The sequence below is a fragment of the Methylobacterium sp. SD274 genome (genome assembly GCF_017355285.1).
Classification (GTDB): Bacteria; Pseudomonadota; Alphaproteobacteria; order Rhizobiales; family Beijerinckiaceae; genus Methylobacterium.
In genome coordinates this window covers 1-26525 of sequence record NZ_JADIJP010000028.1, presented here as the reverse complement: position 1 = coordinate 26525, position 26525 = coordinate 1, and the positions used below count along the sequence as shown (strand labels likewise).

General features: G+C 68.0%; 23 protein-coding genes. 16 read left to right on the top strand and 7 right to left on the bottom strand.

Annotated features, from left to right (window positions below; all coding sequences use genetic code 11):
* The first annotated feature begins 143 nt into the window (after positions 1–143).
* The 4 genes from argJ to IPV08_RS19865 are packed head-to-tail and all read left to right on the top strand — an operon-like array spanning position 144 to position 4171.
* Positions 144–1394 (top strand): bifunctional glutamate N-acetyltransferase/amino-acid acetyltransferase ArgJ, encoded by a 1251-nt coding sequence (gene argJ, locus IPV08_RS19880; RefSeq protein WP_207413149.1) that lies wholly within the window; start codon positions 144–146, stop codon positions 1392–1394.
* Positions 1391–2140, top strand: a complete 750-nt coding sequence (locus IPV08_RS19875; protein WP_207413148.1) for an SIMPL domain-containing protein — start codon at positions 1391–1393, stop codon at positions 2138–2140. Before argJ ends, IPV08_RS19875 begins: the two co-directional genes overlap by 4 nt.
* A complete protein-coding gene (mutT, locus tag IPV08_RS19870; RefSeq protein ID WP_244478083.1) occupies positions 2137–2574 on the top strand; it encodes an 8-oxo-dGTP diphosphatase MutT in 438 nt (145 codons plus the stop codon). Before IPV08_RS19875 ends, mutT begins: the two co-directional genes overlap by 4 nt.
* A gap of 52 nt (positions 2575–2626) precedes the next feature.
* Entirely contained in the window at positions 2627–4171 is a 1545-nt protein-coding gene (locus IPV08_RS19865) for a DUF6880 family protein (protein ID WP_207413147.1), read from the top strand.
* Positions 4172–4177: 6 nt separating this feature from the next.
* On the opposite strand, the gene IPV08_RS19860 is transcribed toward IPV08_RS19865, so the two are convergent.
* Together IPV08_RS19860 and IPV08_RS19855 are read right to left on the bottom strand one after the other, a co-directional pair.
* The gene (locus IPV08_RS19860) at positions 4178–4537 is read right to left on the bottom strand and encodes a DUF427 domain-containing protein (protein WP_207413146.1); all 360 of its coding nucleotides are present in this window, start codon (positions 4535–4537) and stop codon (positions 4178–4180) included.
* 10 nt (positions 4538–4547) lie between these two features.
* On the bottom strand, positions 4548–5444 hold the full coding sequence (locus IPV08_RS19855; protein ID WP_207413145.1) for a methyltransferase domain-containing protein: 897 nt from the start codon (positions 5442–5444) through the stop codon (positions 4548–4550).
* 100 nt (positions 5445–5544) lie between these two features.
* Here IPV08_RS19855 and IPV08_RS19850 point away from each other — a divergent pair, with 100 nt between their 5' ends.
* The 3 genes from IPV08_RS19850 to IPV08_RS19840 all read left to right on the top strand — a co-directional run bounded on the left by IPV08_RS19850 (position 5545) and on the right by IPV08_RS19840 (position 7915).
* A complete protein-coding gene (locus tag IPV08_RS19850; RefSeq protein WP_056429032.1) occupies positions 5545–5772 on the top strand; it encodes a hypothetical protein in 228 nt (75 codons plus the stop codon).
* An 84-nt stretch (positions 5773–5856) separates the two neighbouring features.
* Positions 5857–6621, top strand: coding sequence for a ComF family protein (locus tag IPV08_RS19845; protein WP_207413144.1), 765 nt, complete (start codon positions 5857–5859; stop codon positions 6619–6621).
* A 58-nt stretch (positions 6622–6679) separates the two neighbouring features.
* Positions 6680–7915, top strand: coding sequence for a TIGR03862 family flavoprotein (locus tag IPV08_RS19840; RefSeq protein ID WP_207413143.1), 1236 nt, complete (start codon positions 6680–6682; stop codon positions 7913–7915).
* On the opposite strand, the gene IPV08_RS19835 is transcribed toward IPV08_RS19840, so the two are convergent.
* A complete protein-coding gene (locus tag IPV08_RS19835) occupies positions 7910–8923 on the bottom strand; it encodes a collagen-like protein (RefSeq protein WP_246748080.1) in 1014 nt (337 codons plus the stop codon). The genes IPV08_RS19840 and IPV08_RS19835 overlap by 6 nt on opposite strands.
* 321 nt (positions 8924–9244) lie before the next feature.
* Here IPV08_RS19835 and IPV08_RS19830 point away from each other — a divergent pair, with 321 nt between their 5' ends.
* The 3 genes from IPV08_RS19830 to IPV08_RS19820 all read left to right on the top strand — a co-directional run bounded on the left by IPV08_RS19830 (position 9245) and on the right by IPV08_RS19820 (position 15060).
* Positions 9245–9955 carry an ImuA protein gene (locus IPV08_RS19830; RefSeq protein ID WP_246748078.1) on the top strand — a complete coding sequence of 237 codons (711 nt, stop codon included), beginning with the start codon at positions 9245–9247 and terminating at the stop codon, positions 9953–9955.
* Positions 9882–11465 (top strand): DNA polymerase Y family protein, encoded by a 1584-nt coding sequence (locus tag IPV08_RS19825; RefSeq protein WP_207413142.1) that lies wholly within the window; start codon positions 9882–9884, stop codon positions 11463–11465. Before IPV08_RS19830 ends, IPV08_RS19825 begins: the two co-directional genes overlap by 74 nt.
* A 244-nt stretch (positions 11466–11709) precedes the next feature.
* A complete protein-coding gene (locus IPV08_RS19820) occupies positions 11710–15060 on the top strand; it encodes an error-prone DNA polymerase (protein WP_207413171.1) in 3351 nt (1116 codons plus the stop codon).
* 230 nt (positions 15061–15290) lie between these two features.
* Here the strand turns inward: IPV08_RS19820 and IPV08_RS19815 are convergent, their stop codons facing one another.
* The 3 genes from IPV08_RS19815 to ubiG form a co-directional block, all read right to left on the bottom strand.
* Positions 15291–16265 (bottom strand): NADPH:quinone oxidoreductase family protein, encoded by a 975-nt coding sequence (locus tag IPV08_RS19815; RefSeq protein WP_207413141.1) that lies wholly within the window; start codon positions 16263–16265, stop codon positions 15291–15293.
* 80 nt (positions 16266–16345) lie between these two features.
* Positions 16346–16915: a YbhB/YbcL family Raf kinase inhibitor-like protein gene (locus IPV08_RS19810; protein ID WP_207413140.1), complete on the bottom strand. Its 570-nt coding sequence runs from the start codon at positions 16913–16915 to the stop codon at positions 16346–16348.
* A gap of 49 nt (positions 16916–16964) precedes the next feature.
* Positions 16965–17711, bottom strand: a complete 747-nt coding sequence (gene ubiG, locus IPV08_RS19805) for a bifunctional 2-polyprenyl-6-hydroxyphenol methylase/3-demethylubiquinol 3-O-methyltransferase UbiG (protein ID WP_207413139.1) — start codon at positions 17709–17711, stop codon at positions 16965–16967.
* Positions 17712–17897: 186 nt separating this feature from the next.
* Here ubiG and IPV08_RS19800 point away from each other — a divergent pair, with 186 nt between their 5' ends.
* The 5 genes from IPV08_RS19800 to IPV08_RS19780 all read left to right on the top strand — a co-directional run bounded on the left by IPV08_RS19800 (position 17898) and on the right by IPV08_RS19780 (position 25340).
* The gene (locus IPV08_RS19800; protein WP_207413138.1) at positions 17898–19133 is read left to right on the top strand and encodes an aspartate kinase; all 1236 of its coding nucleotides are present in this window, start codon (positions 17898–17900) and stop codon (positions 19131–19133) included.
* A 72-nt stretch (positions 19134–19205) separates the two neighbouring features.
* Entirely contained in the window at positions 19206–21470 is a 2265-nt protein-coding gene (gene ptsP, locus IPV08_RS19795; RefSeq protein WP_056429002.1) for a phosphoenolpyruvate--protein phosphotransferase, read from the top strand.
* A gap of 88 nt (positions 21471–21558) precedes the next feature.
* Complete coding sequence (gene prfA / locus IPV08_RS19790; protein WP_207413137.1) at positions 21559–22644, top strand: peptide chain release factor 1; 1086 nt, start codon at positions 21559–21561, stop codon at positions 22642–22644.
* A gap of 26 nt (positions 22645–22670) precedes the next feature.
* Complete coding sequence (gene prmC, locus IPV08_RS19785) at positions 22671–23576, top strand: peptide chain release factor N(5)-glutamine methyltransferase (protein ID WP_207413170.1); 906 nt, start codon at positions 22671–22673, stop codon at positions 23574–23576.
* A 429-nt stretch (positions 23577–24005) separates the two neighbouring features.
* Positions 24006–25340, top strand: a complete 1335-nt coding sequence (locus IPV08_RS19780; protein ID WP_207413136.1) for a DUF4167 domain-containing protein — start codon at positions 24006–24008, stop codon at positions 25338–25340.
* Between the two features lie 117 nt (positions 25341–25457).
* On the opposite strand, the gene IPV08_RS19775 is transcribed toward IPV08_RS19780, so the two are convergent.
* A complete protein-coding gene (locus IPV08_RS19775; protein WP_207413135.1) occupies positions 25458–26225 on the bottom strand; it encodes a hypothetical protein in 768 nt (255 codons plus the stop codon).
* A gap of 155 nt (positions 26226–26380) precedes the next feature.
* Between IPV08_RS19775 and IPV08_RS19770 the strand changes: the two genes are divergently transcribed.
* On the top strand, positions 26381–26525 hold a 145-nt coding region (locus tag IPV08_RS19770), incomplete at its 3' end, for a YqaE/Pmp3 family membrane protein (protein ID WP_207413169.1).

Genomic DNA, 26525 nt, shown 5'->3' with positions numbered 1-26525 from the left:
GCGTCGGATACAGGAAATCCCCGAGGAGCTTGACTGTTCCCTCGAAAGCGCCCGCCGGTGTTGACGTGGCGGCGGTGGGCGATGCAACACCGCCGCGCCGCCAGAGAATCGATAGCGGCGGATTGCCGGAGCCCGACCGACTGATGTCATCCGCCAAAACTCCCCCCGTCTCGCCCCTCGCACCGAAATCCGTGCCGGACCTGCCGCCCATCGCCGGCGTCGGCATCGCCACCGCGCAGGCGGGCATCCGCTATTCCGGGCGCACCGACGTGCTCTATCTGGCGTTGCAGCCGGGGACACAGGCGGCGGGCGTGTTCACCCGCTCGAAATGCCCCTCCGCACCGGTGGATTGGTGCCGCGAAGCCCTGGCGAGGGAAGGCGCCCGCGCCCTCATCGTCAATTCCGGCAATGCCAACGCCTTCACCGGAGCGCGTGGACGGGACGCCGTGGAACTCACCGCGAAGATCGGTGCCGAGGCGGCGGGATGCCGGCCCGACGAGGTCTTCATCGCCTCCACCGGCGTCATCGGCGAGCCCCTCGACGCGACCAAGTTCGAAGGTGTGCTGAGCAATTGCGCGGCCCGGACCGAGACCGGCCCAGCGGCCTGGGCGGCGGCGGCGCAGGCGATCATGACCACCGACACTTTCCCCAAACTTGGCACGCGCACAGCGACGATCGACGGGACAACGGTGACGATCAACGGCATCGCCAAGGGCGCGGGCATGATCGCGCCCGACATGGCGACGATGCTGAGCTTCGTCTTCACCGACGCGGCCCTGCCGCAGGTCGTGCTCCAGACCCTTCTGAGCGCCGGCACGCAGACGAGTTTCAACTGCGTGACGGTGGATGGCGATACCTCCACCTCCGACACGCTGATGCTGTTCGCCACCGGAGCCGCCGGCAACGCTCCCGTGACCGATCCGGGCGACGCCCGCCTGTCGGGCTTCCGCGCGGCGCTGGACGATCTGCTCATCGAGCTGGCGCAGCTCGTCGCCAAGGATGGCGAGGGCGCGCGCAAGTTCGTCACCGTCAACGTGAAGGGCGCGACGGACGATGCCTCGGCCCACCGCATCGCCATGTCCATCGCCAATTCGCCCCTGGTGAAGACGGCCATTGCCGGGGAGGATGCCAATTGGGGCCGCGTCGTCATGGCGGTGGGCAAGGCCGGGGAGCCCGCCGACCGCGATCGCCTCGCGATCTGGTTCGGCGACGTCCGCGTCGCCCGCGAGGGCGCCCGCGACCCGGATTACAGCGAGGCGGCAGCGAGCGCCGTCATGCGCGAATCGGACGTCGCCGTGACGGTCGATCTCGGCCTGGGCAATGGCACGGCGCGGGTTTGGACCTGTGACCTGACCAAGGGCTATATCGAGATCAACGGGGATTACCGTTCATGAGGCGCTCGTCCGAGCACGCTCCGCGCCGGTTCCAGATCGCCGTCGCATCCGTTCTGCTCGCCGCCCTGGCGCTTCCCGCATGGGCGGACGAGCACGACAAGCGTGAGAGCCGCATCGTCGTCACCGGCCGCGCCCGTGCCGAGACGCCACCGGATTTCGCCTCGGTTGAGATCGGGATCGAAGCCAAGGGCGCGACGCCCGCTGCCGCCCTCGACGGAGCGAGCAGTGTCGCCCGCGCGCTCATCACGCTGTCGGCCGGGTTCGGCGTCGGCGAGAGCGATATCGGCACGACGGCGGTCACCCTCACGCAGGCGACGCGGGAGGTACGCCAACCCGACGGCAGCACCACCGAGAAGCCGGACGGCTACCGCGCCGCCAATAGCGTGCGGGTGCGCCTGGCCGATATGGGCAAGCTCGGCGAGCTGATGCGCAAGGCTTTGGACGCGGGCGCCAACCGGATCGAGGGCGTGGCGTTCGGCCTGAAGGATCCGAATGCGGCGGAGGCCTCCGTGCAGGTAGCGGCCATGAAGGATGCGATGGCGCAGGCGGGACGCCTCGCCGAGGCCGCCGGCGTGAAGCTCGGAGCGCCCCTGCTGATCCAGACGACGCCCCAGGGCGGCGGGATGCCGATGGCGATGGCGGCGGCCCCGATGCGGTCCAAACGCTCCGGCGTGACGGTGCCGCTCGCGGCGGGCACGATCGAGACGAGTGCCGAGGTCTCGGCCAGCTTCGCGATCCTGCCGTGACACAAGACTCCGCCGTGACGCCGCCTCCGTTCCGCATCCTCCTCGTGGTGGCGGTCGCCCTTGTGGATACGGATGGCCGCGTCCTCCTGGCCCAGCGCCCGGAGGGCAAGCAGCTCGCCGGTCTCTGGGAATTCCCCGGCGGCAAGGTCGAGCCGGGCGAGCGGCCGGAGGAAACCCTGATCCGCGAATTGCGCGAGGAGATCGGGATCGAGGTGAAAGAGGCCTGCCTCGCCCCCCTCACCTTCGCCAGCCACGCCTATCCCGACTTTCACCTGCTGATGCCGCTCTATGTCTGCCGCCGCTGGGAGGGCATGGCCCGTTCCATGGAGGGGCAGGCGCTGAAATGGGTGCGCCCGCGCGAACTCAAGGACCAGCCGATGCCGCCCGCCGATGCGCCGCTGATCCCGTTCCTGGTCGATCTCCTCGGACCTTGATGGCTGCACCCTGCCGCCACAGGTTGTCCGTCGGAGGCGGGAGACGGAAAGCATGGCTCGCAAGGCAGCGGTAAAGACGGCCCCCAAGCCGAGCGCGGTCGCGCCGGAGAAGCCGAAGCGCGTCACGCGCAAGACCACGCCGTCGCCCGAGACCTTGGCGCCGCTGGGGCTCGACCGATTGATCGGCCTCGTCCTCGACGAGACCGCGCGCAATCCCGCCTTCAAGAAGCTCGTCACCGCCGCGATCGCCGGATTGCAGGGGCCCGATGCCGTCGCCGCCCTGATCGACAGACGGTTGACTGCCCTCGAACGGGCCCACGGTTACATCGACTGGCAGAAACGGCGCAGCTTCGCCGCCGATCTCGACGCCACGATCTCCACCATCGTCTCGGAACTGGCTCCCCTCGACGTGGACGCCGCCCTGAATCGGTTGATCCGTTTCCTCGGCGGGGCGCAGGGCGTGCTCGAGCGCGTCGACGATTCCAGCGGCCAGGTGGTGGGCGTCTACGAACGGGCGACGCATGCCGCCGCCGATCTGGCGCTTCGGCTCCCTCCGGCCGAGGCCGCCCAATTGGCCGTGAAACTAGTGCCGCTCCTCGAGACGGACGGGTTCGGCATCCTCGATGCCCTGCTGCTCACGGTGGTGGAGGGCCTGCCCGATACCGCTTTGGAGCCGGTCGACGCGGCCCTCGCATCGGCGACACCGCCGGAACCGAAGGGATCGGGCAAGCCGGCAACCCGCTCGGCCGCCTTCAGCACGCAGGGCTGGGACCGGAAGATGGAGCGCATGCGCCTGCTGCGGATGCGCCAGGCCCTCGCCGACCGGCGCGGCGACGTCGAGGCTTTCATCGCCCTGGAACAGGCGATGTCCCCCGACCATCCCAACACGATGGCCGTAGCGGAGCGTCTGCTCTCGGCGAACCGCGCCGCCGAGGCCCTCGACTGGATCGGACGGCCCCAGAAGCGCGGAATCGTCGTCGTCACCCGCGAGCAGATGCTGACGGGAAGCTTCGACCCGGACGCGCCCCAGCGTGAGCGGGCCTCCCTCGAAATCCGCATCCTCGACGCTCTCGGTCGCAGGGACGAGGCCCAGGCAAAGCGCTGGGCCTGTTTCGAAGCCCGTCTCGACCGCGAGATGCTGCAAGACTACGTCGCCAAGCTTCCCGATTTCGAGGACGAAGAGGCGCTGGAGCGCGCCTTCGACCATGCGGCGTCTCACGACGATCCCTACCGCGCCCTGCATTTCCTCGTGCATTGGCCAAAGCGCGACCGCGCCGCCCGCCTCGTCATCGACAAGGCCGGAACATGGGATGGCAACCGCTATGAGATCCTCGCTCCCGCGGCGGAGGCTCTAGAAGAGGCGAGCCCGAAGGCGGCGAGCCTGCTCTACCGCTGCATGATCGACGACATGCTGAGCAAGGGCCGCTCCAGCGCCTACGGTTACGGCGCACGCCACCTCCTGGCCCTCGATGCCCTGGCGCAGCGGCTCGAACCGGGCGACCTCAGGCCGGACCACGCCGCCTATCGGGATGCCCTGCGCAAGGCACACGGGCGGAAATCGGCCTTCTGGGAGAAGGCCGGACAATCCCGCGTATGACGGAACTCAGCCCACCTCGATGGCGTCGACCCTGTCCGGATAGAAGGCGAGATGATCCTTGATTTCGGCAACGGCGGGAAACGGAGTCTCGTAGCTCCAGACCGCGTCGGCCCGAACCGTGTCGCCGACCGTCAGCGTGTAGTAGCTGGCCTCGCCCTTGTAGGGGCAGTGGCTCCTGCGCGCCGAGCGGGTGAAATGCTCCCGGCGCGCATCGGCGCGGGGCAGGTAATAGACCGGCCCGTAGCTCGCCTCGTGGAGGACGAGGGCAGCTCCCGATTCCGCGATCACGGTTCCGTCTAGGATGACGCGGACGCGCAGAGGGCTCGTCTCGATGGTGATGGGATGGTCCGGGCCGGGCTGTTTCATCATCGTCTCCTCAAGGATCGCTGGTTGTGCCGGGCGTGATCTCGGGAACGCCCAGGGCGTCGGCGAGACGGGACTTGGCGCTGCCGGGCTTCAGCGGCTTCTGCTGGCTCTCATGCGGCGCCCAGCCGGAAAGCCACAGGATTTCGAACGTCGCCCTCAGACGCCCGTCGGGATCGGCGAACCGCTCTGCATAGATCGCGGCCATCCGCATGAGGGTGTCGCGGCGCAGGGGCGTGCGGCGGCGGTCGATGAGCACGTTGGTGAGGCCCATGGCGCGCAGGTCACGCATCAGGGCGAAGGGATCGGCGTAGCGCACGGTGATCGTGTCGACATCCGTCACCGGCAAGGCGAAGCCGGCGCGCTGGAGCAGGCTGCCCATCTCGCGCACCTCGGCGAAGGGCGCCACGCGCGGGCTGATTCCGCCTTCGATCTCGACCTCGGCCTGTCCGAAGGACTGGCGCAGTTCGGTGAGGGTGCGGCCGCCGAGAAGACAGCCGACGAACAGCCCGTCGGGCTTCAGCACCCGCCGCAGCTGGGCCAGCGCACCCGGCAGATCGTTGACGTGCTGCAGGGCCAGCAGCGACAGGGCGAGATCGAAACGGGAAGCCGCCAGCGGCAGCGCTTCCGGATCGCCGATGGCGAGGGCGAGACCATCGGCGGCCTCTGCCAGTGGCGCCACACGGGTGACGGCGCCGACGCGGCCGGACCGCAAAAGATGGCGGGCGGGGGCGGAACTCGGCGTCCCGAGGTCGAGCGCCTCGGGAAAGAGGCGCAGCACCGCAGCGAGACGATCGTCGAGATCCTCGGCGAGTCGCGCCAACAGGAAATCGGCATAGCCCGCACGGATGGCGCGCGAGAGGCGGAGACGGGCAAGGGCCGTATCGAAGAGTGGCGGTGGGCTGGTCATCTCGCTCCTATAGCTGGCGCGAAAACGTGATCCTGCCAGCCGGAACGGGGCAGAGCGGCGGGAGGTTGGCGCATCATAACGGAAACCGGAGACCGGATTCATGATTCGACTTCTGACGGGAATCGCCTTGTCCACCCTCGCGACACTCTCGCTGAGTGGGGCCGCCGAAGCCAAGGGCTGCATCAAGGGCGCGCTCGTGGGCGGCGTCGCCGGCCATATGGCCGGACACGGCAAGATGGGGGCGGCAGCCGGCTGCGCCATCGGACACCACAGGGCCAACAAGAAGGACAAGCAGCAGAATCAGGGCCAGCAGCCCGCGGCACAGTAGGGCGCCGCTTTCCGGACGTCGCTTCGCCGGGACAATGTTGCGTAAGGTCTTCGCGAAGCGACGAACTGGACCTAAGCACGCAGTATGGTGTCCGCCGCTCAGCTTCTCAGGCGGGGTGTCCGTTCGATCTCGGCGGGCGCCCTCGGCCTGATCTACCCGCCGACCTGCGCCGGCTGCGGCGCCGCCACCGCCGACCCGCATGCTTTGTGCCCCCGCTGCTGGTCGAGCCTGCGCCTCATCGAACAGCCCTATTGCCCGCGCCTGGGCACGCCGTTTCCCGTCGATCTGGGGCTCGGCCCTCTCTTGTCCCCGCGCGCCATCGCCGATCCCCCCGTCTTCGGGCGGGCCAGGGCCGTCGCGCTTTACGACGATGTGGCGCGCGATCTCGTCCACCGCCTGAAATACGAGGACCGGCTCGATCTCGCCGCCCCCATGGCGCGGATGATGGCATCGGCGGGCGCCGAATTGCTGCGGGAGGCCGATTGCCTCATTCCCGTGCCGCTGCACTGGACCCGGCTGTGGCGCCGTCGTTTCAACCAGGCCGCCCTCCTCGGCCGCGGTATCGGCCGCATTGCGTCCCTGCCCTGCGAGACCTCGCTTCTCGCCCGGGTGAAGGCGACGCGCTCGCAGGTCGGGCTCAGCCGCGCGGCGCGGGCGACGAATCTCCAGGGCGCGTTCCGGGTCCCCGCATCGGCGAAGCCCAGGCTCCAGGGGCGAAGAATCCTACTCATCGACGATGTCACGACCACCGGCTCCACCGCCAATGCCGCATCGCGGGTGCTCTTGCGGGGAGGAGCGGCTTCAGTGGATGTCCTCACCTTCGCCCTGGTCGCAGCCGAGGCAGGCTGAGCCAACAAACCGACCTCCGCCCTTGACAGTCGGGCTCCGCCACGGCCTCCCAACGTCCATGACAGGATTGACGTCACGAGACATCGCGGTGATCGGCGGAGGCCCGGCCGGGCTCGCTGCCGCCGAGATTCTGGCCGAGGCCGGTCACCGCGTCACGATCTACGAGCGGATGCCCTCGGTGGGGCGCAAGTTCCTCATCGCCGGGCGGGGCGGCCTCAACCTCACGCATAGCGAGCCGCTGGAGGCGTTCCACCGCCGCTACCACCCAGCGAATCCGTCTTTCGCGAAGGCGGTCGACGCGTTTCCTCCGCAAGCCTTGCGGGACTGGTGCGAGGGGCTCGGCCAGCCGACCTTCGTCGGGTCGAGCGGCCGTGTATTCCCGAAAAGCTTCAAGGCCTCCCCGCTCCTGCGGGCATGGCTGGGGCGGCTCGATGCGTCCCGCGTCCGCATCCTCACACGGCATTTCTTCCTGGGTTGGGAGGCGGATGGAAGCCTGGCTTTCGAGACCCCGGACGGACGCGTCACGGTGGCCCCCCAGGCGACCCTGATGGCGCTTGGCGGAGCGAGCTGGCCACGGCTCGGCTCGGATGGGACCTGGGTCCCGCTTCTCACCGGGGCAGGCATCGCCGTCTCGCCGCTCAAACCCGCCAATGTCGGCTTCGGCGTGCCGTGGTCGGACGTGTTCCGCGAACGCTTCGCCGGGACCCCTCTGAAGCGCGTCGTGCTCAGGCTCGGCGGCGAGACCGTGCGCGGCGAGGCCATGATCACTGCGGACGGGATCGAGGGCGGGGCGGTCTATGCCCTCTCACGCCTCATCCGCGACGCGATCGAGGAACGCGGCGAAGCTCGTCTCGTGCTCGATCTGCGGCCGGACCTCAGCGAAGATGCGCTGATGCGACGCCTCGCGACGTACAAGCCGGGGGCGTCCCTCGCCACGCGTCTGCGCAAGGATGCGGGGCTCGACCCCGTGGCGGCGGGAATGCTGCGCGAGGCGGCCGGCCGCGCGCTTCCGTCTGCGGCGGGCGATCTCACGGCCTTGATCAAGGCGGCTCCCTTGCGCCTGCTCGCTCCCCGTCCGATCGACCGGGCGATCTCCACGGCGGGGGGCGTCGCCTTCGAGGCCGTCGATCACCGCTTCATGCTGAAAGCGCGGCCGGGGGTCTTCGTCGCCGGCGAGATGCTGGATTGGGAAGCCCCCACCGGCGGCTACCTGCTGCAGGGAGCCTTTTCCAGCGGCCGTGCGGCGGCCGCCGGAATGATGGACTGGCTCGATGAGGCCGATCCGGAACTATAGACGCGTGCAGAACCCGACCATGCCCTTGGCATCGGACGGGCAGGACGCGCTGGCGCCGCCATTGGCGAAGGACGGGCTACCCGAGGACAGGCAATAGGCCGAGACGAAGGCCTCGCCACTGGCACAGCTCAACTCGCAGCCGCTTGTCGAGCACGTCTCGTTGCGGACGGGACGCAAGCTAGAGTTGGCGGCGCTGGCCGTGATGCCGGCCGCTCCCGGCTCGCCCTGAGGACCGGCAGGCCCCCTGGGACCCGTTTCCCCCTTGGGGCCGACATCGCCTTTTGGCCCAACCTCACCCTTGGGACCGACATCGCCCTTGGGACCCATATCGCCCTTGGGACCGATCGGTCCCTGGGGGCCAGTCTCCCCCTTGAGCCCGGCCTCGCCCTTCGGTCCCGTCTCCCCTTTCGGCCCAGCCTCGCCCGCGGGGCCCGCAATCCCCTGCGGTCCGACAAGCCCTGCCATGCCCTGCGGCCCGGTTTCACCTGCGGGGCCCGCATCGCCCTTGGGGCCGGGCTCGCCCGTGGGCGCGCAATTGGCCACCACCGCCTCCCTCTCGTCCTCACCGGCCTTCAGCGCCGCGACGCAGGTAGGCGGCCGGTAGGGAAGGCGGAACAGGAAACGCCCGCGCGAATCGGCCATCACCGAGATGTCTTCGTCGAGAATGACGACGGTGCCGGCCTTGCGCACGCTGCCTGAGATCCGCAGGTCTCCCCCCTCGATCCGCGCATCGTAAACCTGGATCGGCTGCGACGGCGTCACGACCCGCCTGGTCCTGGCCCTGGGCCCCGGAGCCGCTGCGGCATCGGTCGCCGGGGCGGCGCTCATCCCACGGCCCGGCTGGCCGGGGCTGACCTGGCCTGGCGCCTGCGCGAAGGCGGCCCCGGAGAAGGAGCCCACGAGCAACATCAGGCCGATCAGCGATTTACCGAACAGGGAACCGGCCTTCTGGCTGTTTCCGGTCGGGCGATGAAGGGCCTGGCACTGGGCGGCTTGGTCGAGGCGCATGGGCATTCTCTCCCGGCTGATGCGCCGGGGGTCCGGCACGGCGGAGGGACAATGCCGGGTCCGGCCATGGGGTCAAGTCCACAACGAGGGGCTCGAACGCCTTGCCGATTCTCGGCCGTCCACACTCATCCACAGCCGTCCACAGGGGAAACGACTGTTTGCGTTGGGAAATTTTTCAGACCCCTGAAACCTGTTGAGTGTGTTCTTGTTTTGTTCTTATCGTCCGGCGACGGTGCGGACAGGATGGCTTTGGCTCAACGGACAATGCGCGATGAGGGCGAGACGAACACGGACGAGTTCGCGCGGCGCCGGAGGGTTGCGATGGCCGCCCTGCGCGATCACGGGGGAGGACATTCCGACGCCCTCCGCGTCGAGTCGTTGCCCCTGGGAATCGCGCATATCGATTCGGGGCTTCCCGGCAACGGCCTCACTCTCGGGCGACCGCACGAGATCGCGCCGGAAGCCGAGGGCGACGAGGCGGCGGCCCTGGGCTTCACCCTCGCCCTCGTGGCGCGTCACCTGGCGCGGGTGGAGGGAGAGGCGCTCCTCGTCATCGGCAAGGGCCATCCGACGCCCTACGGCCATGGCCTCGCCGGGCTCGGCCTCGATCCGGGCCGCCTGCTGATCCTGGAGGTGGAGAACGACGCGGATGCCTACCGCGCCGTGGAGGAAGCCCTGCGGTCTCAGGGCCTGAGGGCAGTGGCAGGGCTGGTGGATGCCGGCCTGCCGCTGAAACAGAGCCGGCGGCTGCATCTGGCGGGCGAGGCGGCCTCCCGCCTCCTCCTCGTCCTGCGGCCGCCGCAGGCGGAAAACCCGAACATGGCCGCGACCCGCTGGCGGATCGGGTCGGGGGCGGCCCTGCGGGACCGCTTCGGCTGCATCGAGCGGCCCTGCTGGCGGGCACGGCTCGACCGCTGCCGCAACGGACGGACCGGGGATTGGCTTCTGGAGTGGGATCATGCCGCGCATCGTTTCGGTCTGGCTGGAGCAGTGGCCGCTGACGCGCCTCAGGCGCGCTCGAACACGGCTTGAACACGCGGCGCCAAAAGCGGTCGCGCCCTCCGTCGTGGCCGCCATCGGCCCGGGAGGCCTGCGCATCACGGCGGTGGATGCCGCCGCCTGGGCCCTGGGCCTGCGCCCGGGAGAGCCCCTGGCGCGAGCCCGAGCGAGGATCGGCCCCGGCATCGCCGTCCACCCCGCCGACCCGGAGGCCGATGCCGCCGCCCTCGCACGGCTCTGCCTCTGGGCCCGTCGCTACACGCCCGTGGTCGCGCCGTTCGGACCGGCAGAGGGTGCTGCCGGCTTCTTCCTCGACGTGGAGGGGGCGAGCCATCTGTTCGGCGGAGAGGAAGGCCTGATGGCCGACCTTTCCGGTCGCCTGTCGGCCAATGCGATTCCCGCCCGGCTGGCCCTGGCCGACACGCCCGCCTGCGCTTTCGCCCATGCCCGCCACGGCGGTTCGGCGAGGCCCGTCATCGTGCCGCCCGGAGACAATGCACCGTCCCTGCGCGAGCTTTCCGTCGCCGCATTGCGGATCGAGTCGTCCATCTCGGACTCGCTGCGTCGCCTCGGCCTGCGCCGGATCGGAGCGTTGGCCGACGCGCCCCGCCCTCCCCTCGCCCGACGCTTCGGCGAGACCCTGCTCCTGCGCCTCGATCAGGCATTGGGGAGGAGGCCCGAACCGCTGGTCTCCCTGGCCGAGCCTGCCGCCTTCGGCGCGAGCCAGGGCTTCCTCGACCCGATCGGACATCAGACCGGCATCGTCGCCACCGCCATCCGGCTGATGCGGGAGATCGCTCCCCGTCTCGCCGCATCGGGCATGGGCGCGCAATCCCTGCGCTTGAGCCTGCATCGGGTCGACGGCATCGAGAAGACCCTCGATCTCGGCCTGTCGGAACCGACCCTGTGCCCCATCCAGATCGGTCGGCTGCTGGACCTGCGCCTCGACCGGCTCGGCCCGGCCCTCGATGCCGGCTTCGGCTTCGAGACCGTGCGGCTCGACGTGACCGGCATCGGCCGGCTGGAAGCGCGCCAGGACTCCCTCGCGGATACGGGCCTCGATCGACGCGCGGAAGGCAACGGAACCGCCCGCCTTGCCGATGCCCTGCGCCAGCGCATCAGGGCCAGGGTGATCCGGGTGAGCCCGCGAGCGAGCCATATCCCCGAACGCGCCGACGCTCTGGAACCGTGGCGGGTGAACCATGTGGCCCTCGACTGGGCCGGGCGGGGGAATGCGCGCCCGGGCGGCCCCGTGCCGTCCCGCCCCCTCGTCCTCTTCCCTCGCAGCGAAATGGCCGACGAGGTGTTCTCGCTGGCTCCCGACGGGCCGCCCCAGCGTTTCCGCTGGCGCCGACGTCTGCACCGAATCGCCCATGCCGAAGGACCGGAGCGCATCGCCGACGCCTGGTGGCACGCCCCCGCACCGGCCCGGGACTATTACGTGGTCGAGGACGAATCCGGCCGGAGGCTCTGGGTCTACCGGGAAGGCTTCCACACGGTGCAGCAGGCCGCACGCTGGTTCGTGCAGGGATTGTTCGCGTGAGTGCCGAGATGAGCGCCCTCCCCTCTCCCCGCCGGGCGGGGAGAGGATCGCAGGCACCTTGCCGTGACTGCGATGAGCGGAGGCGAAGCCGGAGCGAGGGTGAGGGGGTCTCTTCGGATGAGGCTCCTTCGGACGCGCCCCCTCACCCTCGGCTGCCGCCTCGCCGCGCCGACAACGGGGTCGTCGCGGCCCTCTCCCCGCTCGCGGGGAGAGGGGATTGCGCGAACGGCCCATCTTTCTGCGCATGACCCCGCCCTATGCCGAATTGGCGGTGACCACGAATTTCTCGTTCCTGCGCGGAGCCTCGCATCCGCAGGAAATGGTGGCGCAGGGTGCCGAATTCGGGTTCCACGCCATCGGCATCGCCGACCGCAACACGCTGTCGGGCGTGGTGCGCGGCCATGCCGAGGCCAAGCGCCGGAAGAAGGCGGGCGAAGCGACGGTCCGGTATCTGCCGGGCGTCCGTCTCGTCACCGAGGAAGGTTTTGAGGCGGTCGCCTACCCCATGGACCGGGATGCCTATGGCCGGCTCTGCCGGTTGCTCACGGATGGCAACCGCCGTTCGGAGAAGGGCGAATGCCGCTTCGGCATCGCGGAGGTACTCACGGCGGCAAGGGGCCAGATCTTCATCGCCATTTCTCCGGAGGATTTTCTGCCTCCCGAGGATTTTCTGCCTTCGGAAGACGGCTCGCCGCCGGACATGGCGGACGAGGCCTTCGCCCGTCACCTCGCCGATCTGGCGGAGGCGGCGCCGGGCCGCGTCTTCCTCGGCGTCAGCCACCGCTACCGTGGCGACGAGCGCCGCCGCCTCGGCCGGCTGGCCGGGTTCGGGAAACGCCTCGGCGCGCCGATGGTGGCGGTGTCGGATGCGCTCTACCACCATCCCGACCGGCGCCCCCTGCAGGATGTCGCCACCTGCATCCGCGAGGGCTGCACCCTGGTCGAGGCCGGCTACCGCCTGGAAGCCAATGCCGAGCGCCATCTGAAGCCACCGGAGGAGATGGCCCGGCTCTTCGCGGACCACCCGGAGGCGATCGCGCGCAGTGTCGAGATCGCGCAAGCCTGCGAGTTCTCGCTGGAGGAGCTGAAATACGAGTATCCCGACGAGACCGTCCCCCCCGGCAGGACGGCCCAGGGGCATCTCGAATACATGACCCGGCAACGGGCCCGGCTGCGCTATCCGGATGGCATTCCCAAGATGGTCGAGACGGCCCTCGCCCACGAATTCGACCTGATCCGCCAGCTCGATTACGCCCGTTACTTCCTCACCATCCACGACATCGTCGAATTTGCCCGGAACCGGGGAATCCTGTGCCAGGGCCGCGGCTCGGCGGCCAATTCCGTGGTCTGCTACTGCCTCGGCATCACCTCGGTGGACCCGACCAAGATCCGGCTGCTCTTCGCCCGCTTCATTTCCGAAAGCCGCGACGAACCGCCCGATATCGACGTCGATTTCGAGCACGAGCGCCGTGAGGAGGTGATCCAGCACCTCTACGATCGCTACGGGCGGGAGCGCGCGGCCATCTGCGCGACGGTGATCCATTACCGGCCCCGCAGCGCGATCCGCGAGGTCGGCAAGGTGCTGGGCCTCACCCCCGACATCACCGGCATGATGGCCGATACGGTGTGGGGCTCATGGGGAGACGGCCTGCCCGACCAGCATATCGCGCAAGCCGGGCTCGACCCCGCCAACCCGGCGATCCGGCAGGCGGTGGACCTCGCGATCCAGCTCATCGGCTTCCCGCGCCACCTGTCCCAGCATGTGGGCGGCTTCGTGCTGACGCGGGGGCGTCTCGACGAGACCGTGCCGATCGGCAATGCGGCGATGCCGGACCGCACCTTCATCGAATGGGACAAGGACGACATCGACACGATCGGCCTTCTCAAGGTCGACGTGTTGGCGCTCGGCATGCTGACCTGTCTCAAACGCGGCCTCGACTTCCTGCGCGAGGATTTCGGCATTGCCTACGAGACCCTGGCCGACATCCCGCCGGAGCAGCCGGACGTCTACGCGATGCTCTCGAAGGCCGATTCCGTCGGCGTGTTCCAGGTCGAGAGCCGGGCGCAGATGTCGATGCTGCCGCGCCTGAAGCCGAAGGAATTCTACGATCTCGTGGTGCAGGTCGCCATCGTGCGCCCCGGCCCGATCCAGGGCGACATGGTCCATCCCTACCTGCGGCGCCGCTCTGGGGAGGAGGAAGTGGTCTTCCCATCCCCCTCTCCCGAGCATGGACGGAAGGACGAACTCGAGGAGGTGTTGAAGCGGACCTTCGGCGTGCCGCTGTTCCAGGAACACGCCATGCAGATCGCGATCACGGCGGCCGGATTCACGCCGTCTGAAGCCGACGGCTTGCGCCGGGCCATGGCGACCTTCCGGCACAACGGGCTGATCGTGAATTTCAGGACCAAGTTCATCGAGGGCATGGTCGGGCGCGGCTATCCACGCGATTTCGCCGAGCGCTGCTTCAAGCAAATCGAGGGATTCTCAACCTACGGCTTTCCCGAGAGCCACGCGGCGAGCTTCGCCCTGCTGGTCTACGCCTCGGCCTGGATGAAATGCCGGCACCCGGACGTTTTCCTGGCCGCGATCCTGAACTCGCAGCCCATGGGATTCTACCAGCCGGCCCAGCTGGTGCGGGATGCCCGCGCCCATGGGGTCGAGGTACGCGGGCCCGACGTCAATGCCAGCGAATGGGACTGCACCCTGGAACCGGCCTCGGAGCAGCGTGGGCCGGAGCGCCGCTTCGCCGTCCGCATCGGCCTGCGGCAGGTGAGCGGCCTGCCGAAAGCCGCCATGGCCCGGCTCGTGGCCCTGCGCGGCAACGGCTATGCCAGCGTCGAGGGCCTCCAGGCCGCCCTGACGCTGCCCCGCAACGCCCTCGAGCGCCTGGCGGAAGCGGATGCCTTCCGCTCCCTCGACCTCGACCGCCGCGCCGCGCTCTGGGCGGTGCGAGCGCTGGAAGGAACGTCGATGCGGGCCAGCGCCGGGCGGGGCGTCCCCACCGACCGGCGCACCCATCTCCTCGATGCACCGATGCCGCTCTTCGCCTTCCATGCCGACGATGGGCTGTTCCGGGCCGAGCCCGCGGTGGAGCTGCCCGCCATGGCACTCTCCGAGCATGTGGCGGAGGATTACGTCTCCACCGGCCTCTCGCTCAAAGGCCATCCGGTGGCGTTCTTCCGTGCGCGCCTCGCCCGCATCGGCGCGATCCCGGCGGCGGCCCACCACGACCCTTCATGGGCGCAGAATGCCCGCGTCACGGTGGCGGGCCTCGTCCTCACCCGGCAGCGCCCCGGCACCGCCAAGGGCGTGGTGTTCCTGACGCTGGAGGACGAGACCGGCATCTGCAACGTCATCGTCTGGAAGAAGGTGTTCGACGCCAACCGGCGCATCGCCATGAGCGCGCGCTTCCTTGCCGTGCGCGGCCGCATCCAGCGCTCAGGGCTGGTGGTCCATCTCCTGGCCGAGCAGTTTCGCGACCTGACGGAGGAATTGCGGACCCTACGGGAGGGCGGCCTCACCCTCCCGCCGGAAACCACGGATTTCGGGGCCCCGCCCGACCGGCGCGTCTACCGCAGTCGGGATTTCCATTGAGGGGCGGTGCGCATCCCCTCTCCCCGCTGGCGGCTACCGGATTCACCCATCTGCTTTTGCAGGCAGAGCGCGTCCCTCTCCTCCTTGTGGGGAGAGGTCAGGAGTGGGGGTGGCTCCGCCAGCCTCCGCAAGCTGAGGGTCACCCCACCACCCCCACCTCCAACTCCTCCCCACAAGCTCGACGGATCTTGAGCAGGCACGAGATCCGCTGGGGAGGAGGGCTTGCCCCCTCAGGGCCGCAGCAGGATCTTGCCCACGGCCTCGCGGCGCTTGAGGATGCCGAGCGCGTTCTCGTACTCGCTCATCGGATAGGTGCCGTGGATCTTGGCCTTTAGGCGCCCCTCCGCCACCCAGGCGAGGAGCTGTTCCTGGTTCGCCCGGTGAGCCTCGGGCTCGCGCTCCACGAACACGCCCCAATGCACGCCCTGGATATCGATGCCCTTCAGGAGGGCGAGGTTGAGGGGGATGCGTGGGATGTCGCCGGCCGCGAATCCGACGACGAGGTAGCGTCCCTTCCAGCCGAGCGAGCGTAGCGCAGGCTCGGCGTATTCGCCACCGATCGGATCGTAGATCACATCGACGCCCCGTCCCTCGGTGAGCTTCTTCAACCCCTCGCGCAGATTGTCCGCGCTGTAATCGAGGCTCATCTCGGCGCCGTGCGCCTGCGCCACCGCGAGTTTCTCAGGCGAGGAGGCGCAGGCGATCACCTTGGCCCCCATGATCACGCCGAGCTCCACCGCGGCGAGACCGACGCCGCCCGAGGCACCGAGGACCGCCAAGGTCTCGCCGGGCTGGAGCCGCGCGCGATCCCGCAGGGCGTGGAGCGAGGTGCCGTAGGTGATGGTGAGGCCGGCGGCCTGCTCGTCGCTCACCGCATCGGGGACGGCGGTGAGATGCCGGGTGCCCACCGCGATGCGCTCGGCGCAGGTGCCGTAGGTGCGGTGGACGATGACGCGGTCGCCGATCCTGAAACCCTCGACGCCCTCCCCGAGGGCCTCGATGATGCCGACCGCTTCGCCGCCGGGCGAGAACGGAAGATCGGGCTTCACCTGGTAGCGCCCGGCAATGATCAGCGTATCGAAGAAATTGAGCGCCGCCAGCGTCACCCGCACCACGGCCTCGCCGGGACCGGCGACCGGATCGGCCACCTCGCCGACCGCGAGATCCTCGGGGCCGCCGAGCCTGGTGCAGAGCAAAGCCTTCATGCCGATCCTCCCTTGAGCCGCAGCGCCTTTTGCTTGAGCGCGCTTGCACCGATTGGCAGCAGCAGCGCAAGCGTTCGCCGTCAGCGGCGCTCGTAGAGCCCGGTCAGGCAGCCCTTGGCCAAAACCCGACCCGCCATGGCCCCAATGAGCGCGGCGCGTCCCGGACTCGCAGGCAGGTCGAGCGGAGCCTTCAGGGCGTAGATCTGGAACAGGTAGGCATGCGGGCCGTGTCCGGTGGGCGGGTCCGGCGGAAGCCATTGATCCTTGAAGAAGCTGTTCTGCCCAAGGTCATGCTGCGCCCCCTCGCCGGCGGCACTGGCGAGAGCGCCTTCGGGAAGGCTTTCGCTCAGGGCGAGATTCCAGGCGATGAGATGGACGAGGGGTTTCGGAGTCGGGCTGCCGGCATCCTCGACCAGAAGCACCACACGGCTCGTACCGGCCGGCAGGCCGCTCCATGACAGCGGCGGCGAAACACCCGGCCCATCGGCGGTGAAGCGCGCCGGCAGGCTTTCCCCATCGCCGAAGGCGGGACTCGTCAGCGAGCTCGTCTCGGGCAAGGGCCCGAAATCCTGATGATAGGCAGTCTTGCCGAGGCCGGCCTTCAAGCCCGACAGGGCCGCGCCGACCGCGTGCGGAAGCTTTTCCAGCATAATGTCTCCTCGTCGATTCGCGTCGTCAACGAGGAGGGGCGCACCCGGTTCAGGCCGGACGGGCGGCCGCGACCATGTAGTTCACTGCCGTGTCGCGGGCCGGTCGCCAACTCCCGTCGAGGGGATTGAACACGACACCGGTCGTATCGGTGACGGCGAGGCCGCCGCGCGCGATGGCGCGGGACAATTCCTCCGGCTTCACGAACTTGTTCCAGTCATGGGTTCCCCGCGGCAGCCAGCCGAGGACGTATTCCGCTCCGACGATGGCCAGCGCGAAGGAGCGCATCGTGCGGTTGAGGGTGGCGGCGAACAGGAGACCGCCCGGCTTCACGGCATGGCAGGCACTGGCGACGAAGGCCGGCATGTCGACCACGTGCTCCACCACCTCCATGATCAGGACGACATCGAACCGCTCGCCCGCCGCCACCACCTCCTCGATGGTCTGTGAGCGGTAATCCACCGCCACGCCCTCGGCCTCCGCATGGGATCGCGCCACGGCGATGTTGGTGGGGGCCGGATCGAGCCCGGTGACGCTGGCGCCGAGCCGCGCCAGGGGCTCGGACAGGACGCCGCCGCCGCAGCCGACATCGACGATGGTCAGCCCCTTCAGCGGATAGGGCGCGCGCGGGTCTCGGCCGAAGGTTCTGCAGATCGCGTCGCGGATATAGGCGAGGCGCACGGGGTTGAAGCGGTGAAGCACCTTCATCGGCCCGTCCTCGGCCCACCAGGTCGCGGCGATCCCTTCGAAGCGCGCGACTTCCTCGGCGTCGATGGAAGAGGGTGCCGCTGGATTCATTCGCCTGACCTTCCGACTCGGATGCGGGCCATCCCGCCCGCATGCCCGATTGTTGACACGTCCGAAGGGCCCTTGTACCCGCCCAGGCACCGGCCGGTATAGCGGCGGGACACGACTGCGGCGATTGCCGCCGGCGTCGTGCCCGCAGCGGGCGGCCAGCCTGGAATGGATCGACGCGGACCCGACATGCCCCGTTTGGTGATGAAGTTCGGCGGCACATCGGTGGCGACCGTGGACCGTATCCGCAACGTGGCGCTCCACGTGGCGCGCGAGATCGAGGCCGGCTACGACGTCGCCGTCGTGGTCTCGGCCATGTCCGGCAAGACCAACGAACTCGTGGCCTGGGTCAAGGACGCCAACCCGCTCTACGACGAGGCGGAATACGACGCCATCGTCGCTTCGGGGGAGCTCGTCACCGCTGGTCTCCTCGCCGCGGCGCTTCAGAAGAACGGGATCAAGGCCCGGTCCTGGCAGGGCTGGCAGATCCCGATCGAGACCTCGGACGCCCACGGCTCGGCCCGTATCACCGCCATCGACCCCAAGAATCTCGAGGCCGGCTTCCAACGCGGCGAAGTCGCCGTGATCGCCGGCTTCCAGGGCATCCATACCGAGACCGGCCGCGTGACGACGCTCGGCCGGGGCGGCTCGGATACCAGCGCGGTCGCCATCGCCGCCGCCATCGGCGCGGAGCGTTGCGACATCTATACCGACGTCGACGGCGTCTACACCACCGACCCGCGCGTGGTGCAGAAGGCCAAGCGCATGGAACGCGTGACCTTCGAAGAGATGCTGGAGATGGCCTCTCTCGGGGCCAAGGTGCTCCAGGTCCGCTCCGTCGAACTCGCCATGGTCCATCGCGTGCCGACCACGGTGCGCTCCAGCTTCGACCCACCCGACAACGCCCGCACAGGCACCCTCATCTGCGACGAGGACGACATCGTGGAACAGCAGATCATCACCGGGATCGCCTTCTCGAAGGACGAGGCGCAGATCACCCTTCGCCGGGTCAAGGACAGCCCCGGGATCGCGGCCGCGATCTTCGGACCGCTGGCGGATGCCAACATCAACGTCGACATGATCATCCAGACCGTGTCCGGCGACCAGTCGACCACCGACATGACCTTCACGGTGCCCTCGGCCGATTACGATCGCGCCCGCACGATTCTCGATGCCCAGAGCGGTATCATCGAGTTCGCCCAGATCGAGGGCGCCACCGATGTCGTCAAGGTTTCGGCCATCGGCGTTGGCATGCGCAGCCATGCGGGTGTCGCCGCCAAGGCATTCAGGGCCCTGGCGCAGAAGGGAATCAACATCCGCGCGATCACCACATCGGAGATCAAGTTCTCGGTCCTGATCGACGCGGCCTATACGGAGCTTGCCGTGCGTACGCTCCACTCGCTATACGGCCTCGATCAGGCTTGAGCGCCTGCCCTCTCCGCCGCGCATGAAACTTGCGCGTGCGGAGCCGGGGACTGAATTCGGATCGAGGAGACCATGCCTGCTGCGCCCGGAGGACCGCGCCTGCTGCTGCGCCGCCTCCGCGAAGCGATGGCGGAGCCGGTCAGTCCACAAGCTCGCCTCGACCGCATCGTCACCCTCATCGCGGCGAACGTCATCGCCGAGGTCTGCTCGGTCTATGTCCTGAGCGATGACAACACCCTCGAACTGTTTGCCACCGAGGGACTGAACCGTTCGGCCGTCCACCTGACCCGGATGCGGGCCGATGAAGGCCTTGTCGGCCTCATCGCCAAGACCGCCGAGCCGCTCTCGCTCTCGGACGCCCAGTCCCACCCCGCCTTCTCGTATCGCCCAGAGACCGGGGAAGAGGCCTATCACGCCTTCCTCGGCGTGCCGCTGCTGCGGGCCGGGAACACGCTCGGCGTCCTCGTGGTGCAGAACCTCACTTACCGGGTCTATTCGGAGGAAGAGATCGAGGCGCTCCAGACGACGGCGATGGTGCTGTCCGAGATGATCGCTTCGGGTGAATTGCAATCCCTGGCCCCAGGTGCGGGCTCGGCCGCGCGCCGCGCCGTGAGCCAGCGCGGCGTCGCGCTCGCCGATGGCATCGGCCTCGGCCACGTGGTGCTGCATGAGCCGCGCATCATCGTGAAACAGCTCATCGCCGAAAACCTGGAGCGCGAGGTCGAGCGCCTGGAGGAGGCCATCGGCGAGGTCCGCTCGGCCATCGACGACCTCGTGGAACGCGGCGACAGCATCGGCACCGGCGAATCGCGTGAGGTGCTGGAGACGGTGCGGATGTTCGCGCACGACAAGGGCTGGCTGCGCCGGATGCGCGAGGCGGTCCATTCCGGCCTGACCGCGGAAGCCGCCGTAGAGCGCGTCCAGTCGGACAACCGCGCCCGGATGATGCGTCAGAGCGATCCGTATCTGCGCGACCGCCTGCACGACCTCGACGATCTCGCCAACCGTCTTCTGCGCACGCTGATCGGAACGGAGAGCAACGGCACGCATCGCGAGCTTCCCGAAAACGCGATTCTCGTCGCCCGCTCCATGGGGCCGGCCGCCCTCCTCGACTATGACCGCGCCTCCCTGCGCGGCGTGGTGCTGGAGGAAGGTGGCCCGACGAGCCACATCGCCATCGTCGCACGGGCGCTCGGCATCCCGGCGGTGGGCGAGATCGCCAATGCCACGGCCCTCTGCGATGCGGGCGACGCCATCATCGTCGATGGTGTCACCGGCGAGATCCAGGTCCGTCCCGGGCCTGAGATCGAGGCGGCTTATGCCGAGCAGGTCCGCCTGCGCGCGCGCCGTCAGGAACAGTACCGGGCGCTCCGCGACCTCCCCGCCGTCACCAGGGACGGGGTCGCCATCGGCCTGCAGCTGAATGCCGGACTGCTGGTCGACCTCACCCATCTCCATGAGACCGGCGCGGAGGGCATCGGCCTGTTCCGCACGGAATTGCAGTTCATGGTGGCGCAGCGGATGCCCTCGGCCGCCGAGCAGCAATCGCTCTACGAAGCGGTGTTCGCCGCCACCGGCGACCTGCCCGTGACGATCCGTACCCTGGATATCGGCGGCGACAAGATCCTGCCCTATATGCCGGCCCTCGAGGAGGAAAACCCGGCTCTCGGCTGGCGCGCCATCCGCATCGGCCTCGACCGCCCCGCCCTGTTGCGGGTGCAGTTGCGCGCGCTGCTACGGGCGGCGTCCGGCCGGCCTCTCAAGATCATGTTTCCGATGGTGGCGACAGTGGACGAGTTCGTCCGCGCCAAGGCCATCGTCGACCGGGAGAAGGCGCATCTGCGCCGTCACGGCCATATCCTTCCGAGCGATTGCCGCCTCGGCGTGATGGTCGAGGTGCCCTCACTCCTCTTCCAGATCGACGAGATCGCCAAGGTCGCCGACTTCCTGTCGGTGGGCTCGAACGACCTGATGCAGTTCCTCTTCGCGGTGGACCGCGAAAACCGCCGCGTCGCCGACCGGTTCGACACGCTCAGCGTGCCGGCCCTGCGTGCGTTCCGCCTCATCGCCGAGCGGGCGGCTGCCGCCGGCTGCCCCGTCACCATCTGCGGCGAGATCGGCGGCAAGCCCTTGGAGGCGATGGCCCTGATCGGCCTCGGCTTCCGCAACCTGTCGATGTCGCCCGCCGCCATCGGCCCGGTGAAGGCCATGGTTCTTGGAATCGACGCGTCGGCCGTGGCGGCGGTGATCGATGCCGAGATGGAGCGTTCCAGCGACAGCGCTTCCCTGCGGCCGGTCCTAACGGCCTTCGCCAAGGCCCACGGCGTGCCTATCTAGCGAGCGTGACGGCGCTTACGCCGGCAGCTGAGCTTCTCGCACGTCCGTTCGACATTCCCTTTCCACAGTTGAGAGTATCCTCCGGGCGATGACCCCAATTCCTTCAGACCGTCTCGACGCCATTCTGACGCGGCATGACATCGTCACCGCCACGCTCAGCGCAGGTTCGGCCGATTCCGACAGCTTCGTCCAGCTGTCCCGGGAACTCGCCGAACTCGACGGCGTGGTGGCGGCCATCCATGCTTACCGCGCAGCCGCGACGAACCTCGCCGAAATCGAGGCCCTCATCGACGAGCCGGGGGGCGATGCCGAGATGCGTGCGCTCGCCGCCGCCGAAAAGCCCGATGCGGAAGCCGGGCTCGAGGCGGCACACAAGGCGCTCCAGGTCATCCTGCTGCCCAAGGACGCCGCCGACGAGAAGAGCGCCATTCTCGAAATCCGTGCCGGGACCGGTGGCGACGAAGCCGCGCTCTTCGCCGGCGATCTGTTCCGGATGTACGCGAAATACGCGGATCTGAAGGGCTGGAAGGTCGATGTCATCTCCGAGAGCGAAGGCACGGTCGGCGGCTATCGCGAAGTCATCGCCGAGGTGAAGGGCAAGGGCGTCTTCGCCAAGCTGAAATTCGAGAGCGGAGCCCACCGGGTCCAGCGTGTGCCCGATACCGAGGCCCAGGGACGCATCCACACCTCCGCCGCCACCGTGGCGGTCCTGCCCGAGGCCGAGGAGGTCGATATCGTCGTCAACGATGCCGATCTGAAGATCGACACGATGCGCTCCCAGGGTGCCGGCGGCCAGCACGTCAACAAGACGGAATCGGCGATCCGCATCACCCATATGCCGAGCGGCATCGTCATCTTCGTCCAGGAAGAGCGCTCGCAGCACAAGAACCGCGCGCGCGCCATGTCGCTCCTGCGGTCCAAGCTCTACGATGCCGAACGGACGGCAAAAGACGCCGTTCGCGCAGCAGACCGCAAGTCGCAGGTCGGTTCGGGAGATCGCTCGGAGCGTATCCGCACCTACAATTTCCCGCAGGCGCGGGTCACCGACCATCGCATCAACCTCACCCTCTACAAACTGGAAGAGGTTCTCGCGGGTGAAGCGCTGGACGAACTCGTGGATGCCCTCATCACCGAGCACCAGGTCGAACTCATGGCCGCCGAAGGCATGGCGTGACGGAAGATGGTCTGAGTGACTCTCGCGTGACGGGCGGCGGGGCGGATGGAACAGGCATCGACCCATGGCTGTCTCGCTCGCAGGCGCTCAGCCGGATCACGGCGGCTTTCCGCGAGGCCGGGATCGATGGCGGTGCCAGCGATGCCCGATTCCTTCTCCTCCATGTCCTTGGCATCACTCAGACCGAGCTCGTCCTTTCCGGCGCGGAGACTCTGGGCGAGCAGGGCGCCAAGCGGCTCGGCGAGGCGATGCAACGGCGCCTCGCGGGTGAGCCCGTCGCCCGCATCCTCGGCGAGTGGGAGTTCTGGGGTCTTCCCTTCATCCTGAACGCCGCGACCCTGGTTCCCAGGCCCGATACCGAGACGATGGTGGATGCCGCACTGTCGCTTGATGCCACCCGCGACCGGCCCCTACGCCTCCTGGATCTCGGAACCGGATCCGGCTGCATCCTGATCGCGCTCTTGAGCGAATGGACACAGGCCTTCGGAGTGGGCGTCGACCGTTCGCACGAAGCGCTCGGTTGCGCCCGCAGCAACGCCCGGTTGAACGGTGTCGGACGGCGTGCCGCTTTCCTTGCCGGCGATTGGTGCTCCGCTCTCGGCAAGCCGTTCGACGTCATTCTCTCGAACCCGCCCTACGTCCCGAGCGCCACCATTCCGACGCTCTCCCACGAAGTTCGCTACCATGATCCCATTGGCGCCCTCGATGGCGGGGAGGATGGCTTGTCCGCCTACAGGAGGATCACCGCGGAGGTGAGCGGGGCGTCGGATGGCCGGCGCCTGCTCGCGCCGAATGGGGCCCTGGTGTTCGAGGTCGGTTACGATCAGGCGAAGGACGTCGTCCGGATCGGCCATGAGGCGGGCTTCGCGCAAGGTTCGATCCGGCACGATCTGGCCGGTCACGCCCGCGTCGTCACATTATCGGGCCTTTGACCACCGGAAACCGCGAGAAGGCTCGGAAAAAAAGCTTGTTGTGGGCTTGGGGAGCCGCTAATGTCACAGTCAGGTCGCGAACGGTCCGTTAAGGCGGATCGAGGTAGAAATGTCGGCGGCGTCTAGCACGCGATGTTTTTAGACGATCTCCCCACCATCGAGCCGATACGCACGAGATTCCGTGTGGAAGCTTGATGAACTGAGTTCCAGACATCCGATCGACGCCGAGATGTGAGCGTGGGAATCGGTTGGCCGGACATACGGCGAGCACGGCACAATCGATCGCGGAACCATCGACCGGATCTTACGAGGACAGGAAAGAGCCCGAGCGGGTTCATTCTCCTTCGCTCGTAGCCCCGCCGCATCATCAGACGCTCCGATTTGAACGAGGGTCAATCGAGACCGATGAGACCAAACCAGAATAGACGGATGCGCGGTCGCAACCGCCCCAAAGGTCCCAATCCGCTGACGCGTTCCTACGAGTCCAACGGGCCGGATGTAAAAATCCGCGGGACGGCTCAGCACATCGCGGACAAATACGCCCAGCTGGCGCGTGATGCGCAAGCGAGCGGCGATCCGGTGGCGGCCGAGAATTACTTCCAGCACGGCGAGCATTATTTCCGCATCATCTCCGGTGCCCAGGAGCAGAACCGCCAGCAGAATGGCGGTTACGCCCGCAACGGCTACGATGACGACGAGGATGGCGAAGACGAGGGCCAGGGCGCGAGCCAGGGCTACGCCGCCAACGGTTACGGCAACAGCTACGGCGAGGAATACGGCGATCCGGCGCAGCAGCCGCAGCCTCAGTCCTACGAAGCGCCACGCCAAGACTCGCGGCAGGATTCCCGGCAAGATTCCCGCCCCGATCACCGCCAGGATTCCCAGTCCGACCAGCGAAGCCCGCGGCGCGACCGTTTCCAGAATCGTAACGACCGCCCCCAACGTTTCGAGAACAATCGGGACGGTCAGCGCCAGGAAGGCGGCCGGCAGGACGGGAACCGACAAGACGGTTCGCGCCAAGACGGTTCGCGCTATGAGGGCCACCGTAGCGACGGTGGCCGCCAGGAGTATAACCGGCAGGATTCCTTCCGTGGCGAGAATGCCAGGCAGGATAATCCGAGGCAGGATAATCCCCGGCACGAGCAGACGCGGCAGGATTACGGCCGCCAGGATCAGCCGCGCACGGACTTCAACCGCGCTCAGAACCGCAACGACAGCTCCCGCTACGAAAGCCAGCGCAGCGAGTTCCAGGGCAACGACACCGCGCCGAAGCCGGACCAGGTGTCTCAGGACGTGTCTCGCCAGGAAGCTCCCCGGCAGGAGGCCTATCGCCAGGACAATCCTCGACAGGAGCCTGCGCTTAGAAACGAGCCTGTGAGACAGGATTCACCGCGTCAGGAAAACCAGCGCCAGGAGAGCCCGCGCCCGGAATCCTCGCGCAGTGACAGCCGCCGTTCGGAGACGGCTCCTCGCCGTTCCCGCCGCCGCGAGGAACCCGATCTTCGCGCTGAAGACGATGTCAGTGCCTTGCCGGCTTTCCTGACGGCAGCTCCTCGTCCGGCCGCTGCACCGGTGGCAGAACGCTTTGTCGAACCCGCTGGCGAAGCGGAGCCGAAACGCGATCTCGCCGGAGAGGTGACGAAGGACGATTCAGCTCCGGCAGCACCGAAGCCGCGTCGTCGCCGTCGTCCTCGCTTCGAGGGACCGGAAGGCTCAGAGGGCGGCAGCACGAACGCCGACGATACACCCTCCACCGTCGAATAGTTCGCGAAGGACCCGCCGCCTATTCCAGGCGCGGACAATCGGATGAAGTTTTACAAAAGCCGCCCTCTCATGTGGGGCGGCTTTTTTCTTGCCGCAGACAAAAGTCTTGCTGCTCTTTCATCCACGCCAATCGCAATAGGCACGGACGTGATGGCGCTGCCTGCGGCGGCGTCCAATCTCTCCGAATGGCGCTATCTCCCAAATCCAGGAATGATCGGAAGGCGGTAAAGCGACGCCGTGGAGAAGATCGAACCGCTCGATGACGCGGCCGTCGCGGTCTTCTGTCAGCTCCTCGGTATCGGTGATGAGGCAGACATGTGCCCACAGACCCGCCAAACCCCGGAGATGCATGGCGACGATCTCGGCTCCCAACCCATGGGGAAGCGGAATGCCACGGGACTCGAACCAGTCCACGGGCAGGATCGGCAGTTGTGAGAGTAGATTGGCGGAGACGACGAGATCGATATCGTCGCTGTCGAATACGGCAAGAGGATCGGCATGCCGCTCCCCCTCCCCTCTCAGCCAGTTCGCGCATCCGCTGAGATCCACGATCTGCAGGCTGACATTCGCATGGCGGCGCGCCATCCATCGGGCTGGCCAGGGATGGATCATGTCCACCAGGATCACACGCTCGAAGCGTTCGGCCAGATACGACAAGGGTACATCGTCGAGAAGGCCCGAGCCTAAGATCACGGCGGTGCGACGGCGGACGAGATCCGCACAAGACTGCATGATAGCGGATCGGGCCGCCGCAAGGTGATCCGCCCACGCCAGACGGCAACGGCGCGAACGTGACAGCAGCCGAACGCTCTCACTCAGATATCCGAGCCTCCGCTGCGCGCGCGATGCCGGCGTCGTCAGATAGTGGATAGCCTCGATCAACATGGATGCCTCACGGCTCGACGAGGGGCCTCATCTTGGGCCAAGGATCGAGTTTGTTCGCGGAAGAACACTCCATTGGAGTGGAGCTCGCTGGAACTTAAGCGCGGCTGTTACGGTTCATCGAAGTGCAAAAGCACTCCATTGATCAGGGAAGCACCGTGTCGAGCCTTATCCGTATTCTCCTTGCCATTTTTCTCCCGCCGATTGCAGTGCTTCTGACGGTTGGGATTGGCGTGCAGTTCTTCCTGAACATCCTGCTGTGCATTCTGTTCTACCTGCCTGGCTCGATTCACGCGCTTTGGG

Coding starts and splice junctions, on each gene's coding strand:
- IPV08_RS19815 (WP_207413141.1), bottom strand. CDS start 16,265: ATGAAGGCTTTGCTCTGCACCAGGCTCGGCGGCCCCGAGGATCTCGCG.
- IPV08_RS19810 (WP_207413140.1), bottom strand. CDS start 16,915: ATGCTGGAAAAGCTTCCGCACGCGGTCGGCGCGGCCCTGTCGGGCTTG.
- IPV08_RS19875 (WP_207413148.1), top strand. CDS start 1,391: ATGAGGCGCTCGTCCGAGCACGCTCCGCGCCGGTTCCAGATCGCCGTC.
- IPV08_RS19780 (WP_207413136.1), top strand. CDS start 24,006: ATGCGCGGTCGCAACCGCCCCAAAGGTCCCAATCCGCTGACGCGTTCC.
- IPV08_RS19830 (WP_246748078.1), top strand. CDS start 9,245: ATGGCCGCCCTGCGCGATCACGGGGGAGGACATTCCGACGCCCTCCGC.
- IPV08_RS19800 (WP_207413138.1), top strand. CDS start 17,898: ATGCCCCGTTTGGTGATGAAGTTCGGCGGCACATCGGTGGCGACCGTG.
- IPV08_RS19860 (WP_207413146.1), bottom strand. CDS start 4,537: ATGAAACAGCCCGGCCCGGACCATCCCATCACCATCGAGACGAGCCCT.
- IPV08_RS19840 (WP_207413143.1), top strand. CDS start 6,680: ATGACAGGATTGACGTCACGAGACATCGCGGTGATCGGCGGAGGCCCG.
- IPV08_RS19845 (WP_207413144.1), top strand. CDS start 5,857: ATGGTGTCCGCCGCTCAGCTTCTCAGGCGGGGTGTCCGTTCGATCTCG.
- IPV08_RS19820 (WP_207413171.1), top strand. CDS start 11,710: ATGACCCCGCCCTATGCCGAATTGGCGGTGACCACGAATTTCTCGTTC.
- IPV08_RS19850 (WP_056429032.1), top strand. CDS start 5,545: ATGATTCGACTTCTGACGGGAATCGCCTTGTCCACCCTCGCGACACTC.
- argJ (WP_207413149.1), top strand. CDS start 144: ATGTCATCCGCCAAAACTCCCCCCGTCTCGCCCCTCGCACCGAAATCC.
- IPV08_RS19865 (WP_207413147.1), top strand. CDS start 2,627: ATGGCTCGCAAGGCAGCGGTAAAGACGGCCCCCAAGCCGAGCGCGGTC.
- ubiG (WP_207413139.1), bottom strand. CDS start 17,711: ATGAATCCAGCGGCACCCTCTTCCATCGACGCCGAGGAAGTCGCGCGC.
- IPV08_RS19825 (WP_207413142.1), top strand. CDS start 9,882: ATGCCGCGCATCGTTTCGGTCTGGCTGGAGCAGTGGCCGCTGACGCGC.
- IPV08_RS19855 (WP_207413145.1), bottom strand. CDS start 5,444: ATGACCAGCCCACCGCCACTCTTCGATACGGCCCTTGCCCGTCTCCGC.
- IPV08_RS19775 (WP_207413135.1), bottom strand. CDS start 26,225: ATGTTGATCGAGGCTATCCACTATCTGACGACGCCGGCATCGCGCGCG.
- IPV08_RS19835 (WP_246748080.1), bottom strand. CDS start 8,923: ATGCGCCTCGACCAAGCCGCCCAGTGCCAGGCCCTTCATCGCCCGACC.
- prfA (WP_207413137.1), top strand. CDS start 21,559: ATGACCCCAATTCCTTCAGACCGTCTCGACGCCATTCTGACGCGGCAT.
- ptsP (WP_056429002.1), top strand. CDS start 19,206: ATGCCTGCTGCGCCCGGAGGACCGCGCCTGCTGCTGCGCCGCCTCCGC.